A 12,823-nucleotide genomic window follows, 5' to 3' on the forward strand; every position below is an offset into this window, starting at 1 on the left:
GCGCTGGTCTATAATTTTTTACGGATACAATAATTCATCTAACAATCCGTAAATCTACTCGCTATACTGACCAGCAATTAGTTTGCTATTAGCGCTTATTAAAACGCACTTGTTATGAAAAAGCTATCTTGTTCGGGTCGTGTTCATCCATTTTTTTTGATCATAATTATAATTTTGGTCGCAATACCGATGGGTTTCTATGGCATGTATCTCTATATTGCCCCATCTTTGCCAGAAATGACCACCTTAAAAAAAGCGCCATTATTAAAACCATTGCAGGTTTATAGTGCCGATAATGAGCTGATTGCGGAGTATGGCGGCAAGCTTTCTGTGCCTGTCGATTATGAACATATTCCTGAAAAATTCATTTTTGCGTTCTTAGCAGCCGAAGATTCTGCTTTTTTTGAACACAGTGGGATTAGCTTCAAAGGCTTGGGGCGCGCGGTGAGCGAGGCGGTAACAGGCTCCAATGTGCAAACTGGCGGCTCGACCATTACCATGCAAGTGGCAAAAAACTATTATCTCAGTCCTGAACGCACCTTAAAGCGCAAACTCACCGAAATCTTTTTAGCGCGTAAAATTGAACAAAACCTGAGCAAAGAAGAAATTTTGACCTTATACGTCAATAAAATCTTTTTGGGTAAAAATGCCTATGGCATCGCGGCAGCTGCCAAAATTTATTACAACAAAAGCCTAGAAGAACTGTCGATTGCACAAATGGCGATGATTGCAGGCCTACCTAAAGCACCTTCGCGCTACAATCCCGTGGTAAATCCTGAGCGTGCTTTGGAGCGTCGCAACTGGATTTTGGGACGTATGCTGCAACTGGGCTATATCAACCAAAATGAATACCAAAAAGCCATTGCTGAACCCATTAATTTAGATATGCCAGACCGCAGCATCAGCAATAAACATCCGTATATTGGAGAAATGGTACGTGCTGAACTGGTCAGTAAATTTGGCGAACAAGCGGTTGATTCAGGCTATAAAGTTTACACGACTGTAGATAGCAAACGTCAGATGTATGCTGAACAGGCGGTGCAAGAAGGTCTAGAAGCCTATGATCGTCGTCATGGATGGCGTGGTGCAGAGGCACATGACAAACCGCTGAACGAGTTTCGTGCTTATGCCAACACCTACCCTGCGCAAGTCAGCAAAGTGCTGAATAATTCTTTTGAAGCGTTAATGCAAGATGGCACAACGGTTACTGTACCGTGGTCAGGTATGTCTTGGGCACGCCCCTATCGCAATGCCAACAGTGTAGGCAATGCGCCAAGTCGCGCGGCACAGATTGTAAAAGTTAAAGATATTGTCCGTTTACGTCCAAATGAAAATAAAACCGCTTGGTCATTGGTACAAGTACCGAAAGTGCAAGGTCAATTGGTCGCAATTAACCCGAATAACGGCGCCATTGAAGCGTTGGTGGGTGGATATAATTTCTATCAATCCAAATTCAACCGTACTTTACAAGGTTGGCGCCAACCAGGTTCTACCATTAAACCTTTTGTGTATGCTCTGGCTTTAGAGCGTGGCATGACACCACATACTATGGTCAATGACAGTCCAATCACCATTGGCAAATGGACACCACGTAACTCCGATGGTCGCCATTTAGGCATGATTCCGTTACGACGTGCGTTATATTTGTCACGAAATACCGTTTCTGTACGTTTATTACAAGAAGTCGGTATTGAGCGTACCCGCCAACTATTCATGGATTTTGGTTTGCAGGAAGATCAGATTCCGCGTAACTACACGATTGCATTGGGTACGCCACAAGTTTTGCCTATTCAAATGGCAACGGGTTATGCCACTTTTGCCAATGGGGGTTACCGTATTCAACCGCACTTTATTAACCGTATTGAAGATGCTTATGGCAAGGTGATTTATCAAGCCAATCCTGAATATGCGTGTATTGCTTGTATTAATTCCAAAGAACAAACGACTGAAAGTGCCGAAGCCACCACGCCAGATGATGAAGTGATTGAAGTGACCAATAAAAAACTGGCACAAGCTGAACAAAATCCGAACTTATTGGCAGAGCGTAGTCAGTACAAACAGGCACAACGTATTTTAAAATCTAGCTCGGCGTATGATATGTCCAATATTTTACGTGACGTAATTCAACATGGTACTGGACGTGCTGCGCTCAGAATTGGTCGTGGCGATATTGGCGGTAAAACGGGAACCACCAACGATGCCAAAGACGCTTGGTTCGCAGGTTTCAACGGCAAACTGGTGACTGTGGCTTGGGTGGGCTTTGACCAACCTACCACTTTAGGACGTCGTGAATATGGGGGGGTCGCAGCGCTGCCAATTTGGACAGATTTTATGGGCAATGCACTCAAAGGCACACCTGAAGCATGGGTCAGTTTAGACAGCAAAGCCAAAGCGCCACAACGTGAACTTAATCAAATGAATGCAGAACAGAAGCAGGATTATCGTGCTTCACCGCCATTGGCACGTCCACTGTATCGACCTGCACCTGTTGCGCCAGCACGTGCCCCTGAGCGAGATTTTGACGATTTACCAGGCGAGGAGGTATTAATTCCTGAAAACGCTGCACCGCCTGCCATGCAAGCGCCAAACAACAGCCCTGCTAAACCCAATGCAGCCAAACCTGCTCCCGATGCGTTAGAAAACTTAATTGACGAAGTCTTATAACCGCGGACAAGTAGTCAGAAAAAAGCCCTCATTTACAAAAATGAGGGATTTTTTTATGGGCAACTCGAACTTACTTTTTCTGAAACAGATAAATTTGATGTTGTGCTGTCACATCAAATTGAGTTTGTTGTTCTAAAACCTGACGACGCTCTGCTTTGGCTTTGTAAGCATAAGGTGTCATAGCAATTAAATGATTTAAATCGTTTTGATTGAGCTGTAACGGCGTTTCCACTACGCTAGCATCGACTAAATCAAAGTCATCTTGCAATTGAGCGATAAATTTTTCAGGTTCATGCGGCTTCACTTCTTCAAACAAAGCTTGACGCATCGCCAATAAATGCTCAGGCGCAGGCGTTACTACCAACAAATAGCCTTGTGGTTTTAAAACCCGCAAAATTTCCTGTTGTGGAATTGGGCTAAACAAGCTGGTACATAAATCAATACAATGTTCTAAAACAGGCAAAGTTGCCCCCGTCCCCACCACCCAAGTCACTGCGGGATTCAGTTTCGCCGCCACTTGTACGGCATTCTTGGCAATATCCACCCCGACACACTGCAACACTTCGCCTTGCATGGCTGCGGTGTAATAGCCTTCACCACAGCCAATATCCAACAAATTTTCGATGCGTAAGGTGCGAATTTTTTGCACCACTACCTGTTGCAAGGGCGCATAATGCCCTGCACTTAAAAATGCACGACGTGCCTGCACCGAAGCAGGTGTATCCCCCGGATTTTTACTGTGCTTATGCTGCACCACATGCAAATTGACGTAGCCTTGTTTCGCAACATCATAGCTGTGATTGCTGGCACAACGCCACGTTCGATCATGCAGTTGCAATACCTGACGACACACAGGACACATCAGCAAATTCATCATTTTCTCCAGAGTGAACCACATAAAAAAGTCGGCGAGTGCCGACTTTTAAAATTTTCGGTTGGATAGGCTTAACGTAATTTTAAAGTCATTAAACCTAAAACCACCAGCATAATTGTGATAATCCAGAAACGAATCACCACTTGAGTTTCACGCCAGCCTTTCTTTTCATAGTGGTGATGCAACGGCGCCATTAAGAATACCCGTTTATTGCGCATACGTAGTGAGCCAATTTGCAGGAATACCGAAATCGCTTCAACCACAAACACTCCGCCCATAATCGCAAACACGATTTCCTGACGTACCATCACGGCAATCGTACCCAGCATTGCCCCCAAAGACAATGCACCGACATCGCCCATAAAGACTTGTGCAGGATGCGCATTATACCACAGGAAGGCTAAGCCTGCTCCAATCATCGCGGCACAGATTACCACCAACTCAGACGCATATTTCACATAAGGGATATGCAAATAATCAGCAAAACGAACATCCCCCGCCAAGTAGGCAAAGACGCCCAAACCTGCCGCAACCAACACGATTGGCATAATTGCCAAGCCATCTAAACCATCAGTTAGGTTCACCGCATTTGAGGCACCATTAATCACCAAATAGGTAAAGATAATGAAGCCAATACCGAGTGGAATCAACGACAATGGAATGCTGAAATCTTTAAAAAATGGAATCAACACATCCAGCATATCTGCAGTTTGTGCAGGATTTGGCTGTTGGGTTGCAATCACATACAATGCAATACCCGCACCCAATGATGCTACCGAAGTCCAGAAGAATTTTTTACGCGCTGGCAAACCCGCATTGTCTTTGTAGCGAATTTTAATCCAGTCATCTGCCCAGCCTACAGCGCCAAAAATGACCATAACTGCCAGTACAATCCAGACGTAAGGGTTAGATAAATCTGCCCACAATAGGGTCGAAATACCAATGGAAAGTAGGATTAACACCCCGCCCATGGTTGGCGTACCCATTTTTTTGGCATGCCCTTCAGGTGCATAAGAGCTGACTGCTTGACCGTATTTTAATGCTTGTAATTTACGAATCATCACAGGGCCTAGCACCAAACCGATGCCAAGCGCAGTCAATACACTCAGTAATGAACGTAATGTTAAATAGCGAACCACCTGAAACGAGCTGTTATAGCCCGCCAGCTGTTCAAATAACCATAACAGCATTTAAATTTTCTCCATCAATGCAGCCATCAACGTTTCCATATGGGTATAACGAGAACCTTTAAATAGGAAACTCATGGACTGAGGTTGATGTGTTTTTACCAGATCAATTAAAAACGGTAAGGCTTGTTCTTGAGTGACAAAAGCCTGTAATTTTTTTCCATATTGGGTACTACGTGCACCTTCTTGGGTCGCAGGTGCAAATTCACCGACCGCCACCACAAAGTTGATGCCACCAATAGACACCAAATCACGCCCCAACATATAGTGCTGTTGTGCTGCGCTATTGCCCAGTTCACCAATATCACCAATGACCATAACTCGCACACCTGTTTGCTGTGCAAGGACTTCGCCTGCAGCACGCATAGAGGTTGGATTGGCATTATAGGTGTCGTCAATGAACAAATGTGCGCCATGCTGAATAAAGTTCAAGCGGCCTTTTGCGCCTTGTGCCTGCTCCAAGCCTGAGACAATATCATCTAAACTTACGCCAATTGCCAGTGCAAAAGCCGCAGCTGCCGTAGCATTTTGTACATTGTGTTCACCTGCAAAGGGTAAATGAATCTGACGCACACCGTGGGCGGTATTTAAACAAAAACTTGCCGATTGTGGCTGCAACTGAATGTCTGTCGCAAACACATCACCGCCTTCACCAAAACTTAGACGCTGTTCCGACTGAACCGCTTGCTGAATCTGTCCGGCAAAATCATCGCCAGCAGGGACAATGGCCGTGCCTTGTGGGGCAATATGTGCATAAATTTCAGACTTAGCCCGACAAATGCCCTCACGTCCACCAAACTCACCCAAATGCGCAGTACCAATATTGATAATGCCTGCCACCTGCGGCTGCACCAAGTTTGAGGTGTAATCGATTTCACCTTGATGACTGGCGCCTAATTCCATCACTGCATATTGATGGCTTGCATTCAACTCCAATAACATCATCGGCACACCCAAGTCATTATTCAGGTTGCCACGGGTAATTAAAGTCGGTGCCAAACGTGACAAAATACTACCGAGCATTTCTTTAGTGGTGGTTTTACCGCTACTGCCTGTTAACGCAATCACTTTTAACTGAGGATGTTGCTGACGACGAAATGCGCCCAAGTGTCCTAAAGCTAAACGGGTATCAGGCACGACCAATTGGCAAATATCTGCGTCTACAGGCTGGCTGACAATTGCCATAGAACAGCCCTGAGTCGCTACTTGTGCCACAAAATCATGCGCATCAAAACGCTCACCTTTTAAAGCCAAAAAGGCATCACCTGCTTCGGCATGACGTGAATCGGTTAAAATACGTTTAATCTCGCCTTGCGGTGCTTGCCCATTGAACCAATAACCCTGTGTTGCCTGTTTGAGTTGTTCGGCAGTCCAAGGTTCTAAAATTGCGGTACTGGTGGTGGAAGTGTGCATACAAATTCCTTATTGGGCAGGATAAGCAGAAGGTGAACAATGCTGTGCATCTATCGCAGATTGCACTTCAACCACATCGTCAAACCAGTGTCTTACCCCATCTATTTCTTGATAGTTTTCATGACCTTTGCCTGCAATCAAGACAATATCGCCTGACTGTGCATGTTTGACTGCATATTTAATCGCTTCACGACGATCATGAATTTCATGGCTCTGTGCCACCGACAAATCGACACCTGTCTGCATATCGGCAAAAATTTGCAAAGGATCTTCTGTACGCGGGTTATCAGAAGTCAAAAGCACAACATTGGCATAGTCCAATGCCGCTTGGGTCATCAGTGGGCGTTTACCACGATCCCGATCTCCACCGCAGCCAAACACCGCCCAAAGCTGTGCGCTAACATGGCGTTTTAAGGTTTGCAACACTTGAATTAGGGCATCTGGCGTGTGTGCATAATCCACCACAAATAAACGCTCTGCATCACGCAACACTTGCATACGCCCCGGTGCGCCTTTGAGTTGTGCAGTCGTGTGTATTAAATCCTGTAATGCAAAACCTGCTTGCTCTGCTGCGATTAAACTCGCGACCAAGTTTTCAACATTAAAATGTCCGAGCAACGGACTTTGCACCACATATTCTGCCGTAGCAGTTTGTAGATGGAAACGTACACCATTCAGACTGTATTCAATCTGCTGTACTTGATAGTCTGCCGCTTGCTGCGTGGAATAAGTCAAAATTTTCGGTTGCGCAGGGTTCTGTTGCGCCGCTTGCAACATGATCCCAGCATATTCATCATCTAAATTGACAATTGCAACTTTTAAACTGGCAAACTGAAACAGCATGGCTTTGGCTGCAGCATACGCCTCTAAAGTACCGTGATAATCCAAATGATCACGGCTCAGGTTGCTATATACCGCAATTTCAATATCGCAGCCATTTAAGCGCCCTTGCTCCAAACCATGTGAACTGGCTTCAATTGCGGCAAATTTTGCCCCCTGTTGTGCATAGCTGTATAAAGCATTTTGCAGTTGCAAGGCATCTAAAGTGGTATGTGTTGAAGCTTCCAAATTAGGCAAAATTCCGTTGCCTGTGGTGCCCATTACCGCACAGCGTTGGGCTTGTAACATTAACAACTCAGCAATTAAGCGGGAAATGGTGGTTTTACCATTGGTGCCCGTGACTGCAAGCATACGCGCTAAAGGTACAGGCTGTCGTGCTTGTAAATATTGTTTTTGCCACTGTCCCATGCGCTGACGCACATCTGGCACCACCAAATTATTGGCAACTGCCAGTTCAGTTTCCGAAATCACCGCCAAAGCACCTTGATCTAAAGCTGCTTGTGCAAATTGTGCGGTTTTTTCAGGCTGCGACAAACTGGTCAGGGCAATAAAAATTTGCCCTGCTGTCACATGGCGGCTGTCGAGTTGAAAGCCCTGAAAGTCTTGTATCATCCAATCTGCAACGCTTGCTGTGCGGTAAATATCTTGAAAGCGAATCGACATGCGTCACCTGTTATGGAGTGTTGAGAGTTTCTAAAGGTTTATCTAAAGGCACGTTCATTAAACGTAACGATTCTTGCATCACACGAGCAAACACAGGCGCTGCCACCAAACCGCCATAATACTGACCCGTTGGGTTTTCTACGACCACCACCATTGCCAAACGTGGATCACTCACTGGGGCAACCCCTGCAAATAAAGCACGATATTCGGTTTGTGAGTAACCTTTGCGGTCTGCACGGAGTTTATGTGCCGTCCCTGTTTTACCTGCAACCCGATAGCCTGGAATATTGGCTTGACGAGCAGTACCGCCTGGCAAGGTCACCGCTTCCATCATCAGCATCACTTGATCGGCAATTTTGGCATCCACAATTTGTTCGCCTTTGGGCTGTTCTTCCAGCTTATATAGGCTAAGCGGCATTTTAACGCCTTTATTGGCCAGCATGGCATAGGCATCTGCCAATTGCAGCACAGTGGCATTTAAACCATAGCCATAGGACATGGTCGCCACTTCTGATACATTCCATTTACTTGGCGGCAAGATTAAACCTGCACTTTCACCCGGGAATTTAACAGCAGAACGTGCACCAAAACCGAGACGTTTATAGAAAGTTGGCAAAGTTGCATAAGGTAACGACAAGGCAATTTTCGCCACACCTACGTTAGATGATTTTTGAATAATCCCCGCCAGAGTCAGTGACCCATAATTATGAGTATCGCGAATGGTGTGATTACCCACCCGCATTGAACCACCGCTTAAATTGACCACGGTATTCGGTGAATATTTACCGCTTTCCAGTGCCATTGCCACCGTCATCGGTTTCATGGTCGAACCCGGCTCAAAAGAATCGACCGCGCCACGGTTACGCATCGCATCTTTGTTCGATAAGCTTTTTTTGTCGTTCGGGTTGTACGATGGCCAACTGGTCATTGCCAGAATTTCACCTGTTTTGACATCCACCGTAATAGCAGTTGCCGAACGTGCATTATTGGCGACACCTGCTGCGGTTAATTCACGGTACATAATGTACTGCAAACGTGAATCAATACTTAAGGTGATATTTTCACCCGGTTCTACTTCTTTAATGACCTCAGGGTCTTTAACTCGGTTACCTTTTTTGTCACGGATGATTTGCTGTTCGCCATCTACACCAGCCAAACGGGTATTCAGCTGCATTTCCAAGCCTTCAATACCTGTGCCCTCACTGTTGGTCAAACCAATAATTTGTGCATTCGGCTGCGGCTGTGGGTAATAACGCTTATAGTTTTTTTCGGTATATACCCCTTGGAAATTGCGTTTTAGAATCAGTTCTGCCTGTTGCGGTGGCACTTCTTTTTGCAGCACCAAATAACGTGAGCGTGGACGCTCATTCATTTTTTGTTTGAGTTCCTGACGATCCATGCCAACCGCATCGGCCAGTTCATCTAAATTTAAGTTTTTATCTGGTAACTGACGACGCAATTTACGGCTAGTCGGATTTTTTTCCAGCTCTGCGGTAATTTCATCAAACAGCTTTTTATTGTCAAAATAATCACGTGGATCGATCACCACTTTCATAATTGGGGTACTAATTGCCAAAGGCACGCCATTGCGGTCATAAATCACCCCACGCATGGCTTTTAGTTTTTCAGTTCTTAAAATATTGGCATTGGCTTTGTTTTGTAAAAAATCATGGTTGATAATTTGCACATAGAATGCCCGTCCCACCAGTGCCACAAAGACCAGTAGAACCACGCTCCACATTAAGTAAAAACGCCACATTTCAACATGAATGGCATTTTTCCCAGTGACCGATTGTTGTTTCTTTCGGGTTTGCTTTTTACGCGCATCGACCATGTGCTAGCCGCCTTATTGTTCTGAAGTTGTAGGCAAAGAAATCACCACCGTTTGTGCTGCAGGTGGTGAGTACATGCGCAGTTGCGTCACAGCACGGGTACCAATTTGTGCTGTTGCCCCAAAGGTTTGTTGCTCAATCAGTAAACGCCCCCATTCGGCATTTAAGTCATCTCGCTCGCGCATATAAGAACTCAGCTCACGATAATCATGGCGATATTCAAACACTTGAAACACCACCATAATCGCGCTGATAAATACCAGCGCCAATAAAATAAAATAGGCGACCATTTTTTTCAGTCGCACTTGAGATTGATTTTTTTCAACGGTTTCAGTTTTCATTATTGGCCTTTTCAAGCTAATCGTTCTGCAACACGTAGCCATGCGCTGCGTGAGCGTGGATTGGCTTTGACTTCTTCATCACTGGCACGCACACGTGATATTTTTTTCAATCGACGTGTATCTTGTTGCTGTTGTGGCAAGCCCCAACCCGAATCTTCAGGCAGGCTCGATTCTTTTTGAATAAACTGTTTAATTAAACGATCTTCCAAAGAATGGAAGCTAATTACCGCCAAACGACCTTCGGGTTTTAACACCTCAACGGCTTGCGGCAAGAAGTTTTCAATATCTTCTAATTCTTTATTAATCGCAATACGAATTGCCTGAAAAGTACGCGTTGCAGCGTGTTTGTTTTTTTCCCACTTCGGATGGGCAACTTTTACAATTTCAGCCAATTGTGCGGTGGTTTCAATATAACCCGCCTGTTTAATGGCTTTGGCAATACGGCGGCTATAACGTTCTTCACCATATTGAAAAATCACATTGGCTAAGGCTTCTTCTTCAATATCCACCAGCCATTCTGCTGCAGTCGGGCCTTGTGAATTGTCCATACGCATATCAAGCGGGCCGTCTTTCATAAAGCTAAAACCGCGTTCTGCCTGATCTAGCTGTGGTGACGACACGCCTAAATCGGCCATCACACCATCGACCTGAGTGACGCCCAAATCATTCAACGCTTGCTGCATATCAGCAAAACTGGCATGAATAATTTGAAATCGCGAATCTTGCTGTCCCAATTCTGCTGCCACGGCCAAAGCTTGTGGATCTTTATCAAAGGCATAAACTCGCGCCTGCGCATCCAATTTGGATAACAACAAACGCGTGTGTCCACCTCGTCCAAAGGTGGCATCGACATAAATTCCTGTATTGCGATCTGCCAACACGGCATCAACAGTTTCATGAAGTAATACAGAAATATGCGACATAAGGTTCAATCAATACAGCTAAAATGTAACTGCACATTATTACCTTGTTTTGGCAAAGCTCCAAACGTCTTTTTGTAGATAAATATTACTTTCCATAGGGAAAACCGTTTTTGACTTTTTTAAAGCACAAAAAAATCTCCGTAGAGATTTTTTTGTGTGCCAATCCAATAAAAGATTAGCCGAAAATGGATATCTGTTTAACGCTTAGTATTATAAATTTGGTCGAAAATCGCACCATTCACAAAATGTGTTTTTTGTGCATTTTCCCAGCCACCGAACACTTCATCAATCGTGAAGGTTTTTAATTTCGGGAATTGTGCTGCATATTTTGCAAGGACTTTTTCATTACGTGGACGGTAGAAATGCTTAGCCGCCATTTCCTGACCTAAAGGTGAATATAAATAGTTGATATAGCCTGTCGCTAACCATTTATTGCCATTTTTTTCTACTGTGCGGTCTACGATTGCCACCGAAGGTTCAGTCAAAATAGAAATAGATGGATAAACAATATCAAACTTGTCTTTGCCTAAGGTTTTTAAAGTTACAAGGGCTTCATTTTCCCAAGTCAACAACACATCACCAATGCCACGTTCAGCAAATGTAGTCATCGACGCACGTGCTGCCGAATCCATCACTTTTACATTGTGGTACATCTTGCCCACAAATTCTTGCGCTTTGGCCTTAGAGCCGCCCGGCTGCTTTTCTGCATAACCCCAAGCCGATAAATACACCCAACGTGGCAAACCACCTGTTTTCGGGTTAGGGGTAATAATTTGTACGCCTGGTTTGGTTAAGTCATTCCAGTCTTTAATGTTTTTCGGATTGCCTTTACGCACCATAAAGACGATGGTCGAGGTATAAGGCGCAGAGTTATGAGGAAATTCTTTTTGCCAACCTGCTTGGATTTGACCTGACTTTACAATTTCTTCAATGTCATTCGCCAATGCCAAAGTTACGACATCGCCCTTTAAACCATCGACCACAGAACGCGCTTGCTTGCCTGAACCACCATGTGATTGTTTAAAGTTGACGTCTAAACCTGTACGTTTTTTCCAGTACTGACCAAACGACTTGTTAAATTCATCATAAAATTCGCGGGTCGCATCATACGATACATTTAAAAACTGACGATCTGCAGCCTGAGCAGTCGTTGCAGCAAAACCTGTTGCCAATAGCGCAGCAGCCAATAAAGCTTTCAATTGAGTTTTCATTACAGCACACATCACCTTTAATCTGTCGCTCAATATATGCAATGCTCAGGCGCTGCGCAATTTGTAAAAAACATGCAAAAAATGATTAAATTCAAATAATTTAGCTTTAATTAATTGTTTTTAATCAATTTAATTCAAGATGCGGCATTTATTCCAAATTTATACCTTTTTATGGATTAGATATATGAAAAGTGAATAAAACTTTGATCCGTTTTTAGACTCAACGGTAAAATAAGCGACATCACAGCAATCAAATCCGCTTCAAAACTATTTTATTGTGACTTTTGTAACAATCTTCACGATATCTCCACAGTTGTTTGTTACAACATGTTCTAAATCAAAGATCATCTGAAAAATCGGTATATAGTGAGTAAATGATGATAAAGATCTTATTAAGAGTGTGACGCAAATCTACTTTTGTTATGATTTTTGTGATTAAATATTAAAGTGATTAAAACAATTTATAAATTGTGAGTTCACTCATAAAGGAAAGGGGGAATCAAAATGAAATCTAAACTCATGTTCGCAGTATTACTCAGCTTAAGTACAGTCGGTCACAGTGCAGTGATCAAATCTGCTGAAAGCAAAACCAATTTAACTGAGGCAAAAGGCTCTTTAATTGAAAAAGCCATTACCCAGCAAAAACAGGCAGACAAGCAAAAGTTTGAATCGAATAATGATTTAAAAGTGCTGACTTCAATTAATCTTGCCCCAACTCAAAATTTCTTTGCCTTGCAAAATCAGCGTTTTAGCCGTTTCGTACAAGCCTTATTCCCGCAAGGTAACTCATAAGTCTGCATCAAACTCACTGCCTTTAATCCCCTTTTCAAATGCAGTTGAAACGCCCAAGTACAGAATGTTGAATTTAACATTAA

At 43.9% G+C, this 12,823-nt stretch carries 10 protein-coding genes; 2 read left to right on the plus strand and 8 right to left on the minus strand.

The window, feature by feature from the left end:
- Nucleotides 1-114 precede the first annotated feature (114 nt).
- Nucleotides 115-2,664, plus strand: coding sequence for a penicillin-binding protein PBP1a (gene ponA / locus CF596_RS03690; protein WP_096901284.1), 2,550 nt, complete (start codon nucleotides 115-117; stop codon nucleotides 2,662-2,664).
- Nucleotides 2,665-2,734: 70 nt separating this feature from the next.
- Here the strand turns inward: ponA and CF596_RS03695 are convergent, their stop codons facing one another.
- The 8 genes from CF596_RS03695 to CF596_RS03730 form a co-directional block, all read right to left on the minus strand.
- The gene (locus CF596_RS03695; protein WP_096901285.1) at nucleotides 2,735-3,538 is read right to left on the minus strand and encodes a putative RNA methyltransferase; all 804 of its coding nucleotides are present in this window, start codon (nucleotides 3,536-3,538) and stop codon (nucleotides 2,735-2,737) included.
- A gap of 71 nt (nucleotides 3,539-3,609) precedes the next feature.
- Complete coding sequence (gene mraY / locus CF596_RS03700) at nucleotides 3,610-4,728, minus strand: phospho-N-acetylmuramoyl-pentapeptide-transferase (RefSeq protein WP_019836136.1); 1,119 nt, start codon at nucleotides 4,726-4,728, stop codon at nucleotides 3,610-3,612.
- Complete coding sequence (gene murF, locus CF596_RS03705; protein ID WP_096901286.1) at nucleotides 4,729-6,138, minus strand: UDP-N-acetylmuramoyl-tripeptide--D-alanyl-D-alanine ligase; 1,410 nt, start codon at nucleotides 6,136-6,138, stop codon at nucleotides 4,729-4,731.
- 9 nt (nucleotides 6,139-6,147) lie between these two features.
- Nucleotides 6,148-7,641, minus strand: coding sequence for a UDP-N-acetylmuramoyl-L-alanyl-D-glutamate--2,6-diaminopimelate ligase (locus tag CF596_RS03710; protein WP_096901287.1), 1,494 nt, complete (start codon nucleotides 7,639-7,641; stop codon nucleotides 6,148-6,150).
- 10 nt (nucleotides 7,642-7,651) lie between these two features.
- Nucleotides 7,652-9,475, minus strand: coding sequence for a penicillin-binding protein PBP3 (gene ftsI, locus CF596_RS03715; RefSeq protein ID WP_096901288.1), 1,824 nt, complete (start codon nucleotides 9,473-9,475; stop codon nucleotides 7,652-7,654).
- 12 nt (nucleotides 9,476-9,487) lie between these two features.
- Nucleotides 9,488-9,817 carry a cell division protein FtsL gene (gene ftsL / locus CF596_RS03720; protein ID WP_171324828.1) on the minus strand — a complete coding sequence of 110 codons (330 nt, stop codon included), beginning with the start codon at nucleotides 9,815-9,817 and terminating at the stop codon, nucleotides 9,488-9,490.
- A gap of 8 nt (nucleotides 9,818-9,825) precedes the next feature.
- A complete protein-coding gene (rsmH, locus tag CF596_RS03725) occupies nucleotides 9,826-10,737 on the minus strand; it encodes a 16S rRNA (cytosine(1402)-N(4))-methyltransferase RsmH (RefSeq protein ID WP_096901290.1) in 912 nt (303 codons plus the stop codon).
- A 197-nt stretch (nucleotides 10,738-10,934) separates the two neighbouring features.
- Nucleotides 10,935-11,948: a sulfate ABC transporter substrate-binding protein gene (locus CF596_RS03730; protein ID WP_096901291.1), complete on the minus strand. Its 1,014-nt coding sequence runs from the start codon at nucleotides 11,946-11,948 to the stop codon at nucleotides 10,935-10,937.
- A 504-nt stretch (nucleotides 11,949-12,452) separates the two neighbouring features.
- Here CF596_RS03730 and CF596_RS03735 point away from each other — a divergent pair.
- Nucleotides 12,453-12,740 (plus strand): hypothetical protein, encoded by a 288-nt coding sequence (locus CF596_RS03735; RefSeq protein ID WP_004974433.1) that lies wholly within the window; start codon nucleotides 12,453-12,455, stop codon nucleotides 12,738-12,740.
- Nucleotides 12,741-12,823 lie beyond the last annotated feature (83 nt).

The organism is Acinetobacter sp. YT-02 (genome assembly GCF_002412355.1).
GTDB classification, from domain to species: Bacteria; Pseudomonadota; Gammaproteobacteria; order Pseudomonadales; family Moraxellaceae; genus Acinetobacter; species Acinetobacter towneri.

Coding starts and splice junctions, on each gene's coding strand:
- CF596_RS03695 (WP_096901285.1), bottom strand. CDS start 3,538: ATGAATTTGCTGATGTGTCCTGTGTGTCGTCAGGTATTGCAACTGCAT.
- CF596_RS03735 (WP_004974433.1), top strand. CDS start 12,453: ATGAAATCTAAACTCATGTTCGCAGTATTACTCAGCTTAAGTACAGTC.
- ponA (WP_096901284.1), top strand. CDS start 115: ATGAAAAAGCTATCTTGTTCGGGTCGTGTTCATCCATTTTTTTTGATC.
- murF (WP_096901286.1), bottom strand. CDS start 6,138: ATGCACACTTCCACCACCAGTACCGCAATTTTAGAACCTTGGACTGCC.
- CF596_RS03730 (WP_096901291.1), bottom strand. CDS start 11,948: ATGAAAACTCAATTGAAAGCTTTATTGGCTGCTGCGCTATTGGCAACA.
- ftsI (WP_096901288.1), bottom strand. CDS start 9,475: ATGGTCGATGCGCGTAAAAAGCAAACCCGAAAGAAACAACAATCGGTC.
- CF596_RS03710 (WP_096901287.1), bottom strand. CDS start 7,641: ATGTCGATTCGCTTTCAAGATATTTACCGCACAGCAAGCGTTGCAGAT.
- rsmH (WP_096901290.1), bottom strand. CDS start 10,737: ATGTCGCATATTTCTGTATTACTTCATGAAACTGTTGATGCCGTGTTG.
- mraY (WP_019836136.1), bottom strand. CDS start 4,728: ATGCTGTTATGGTTATTTGAACAGCTGGCGGGCTATAACAGCTCGTTT.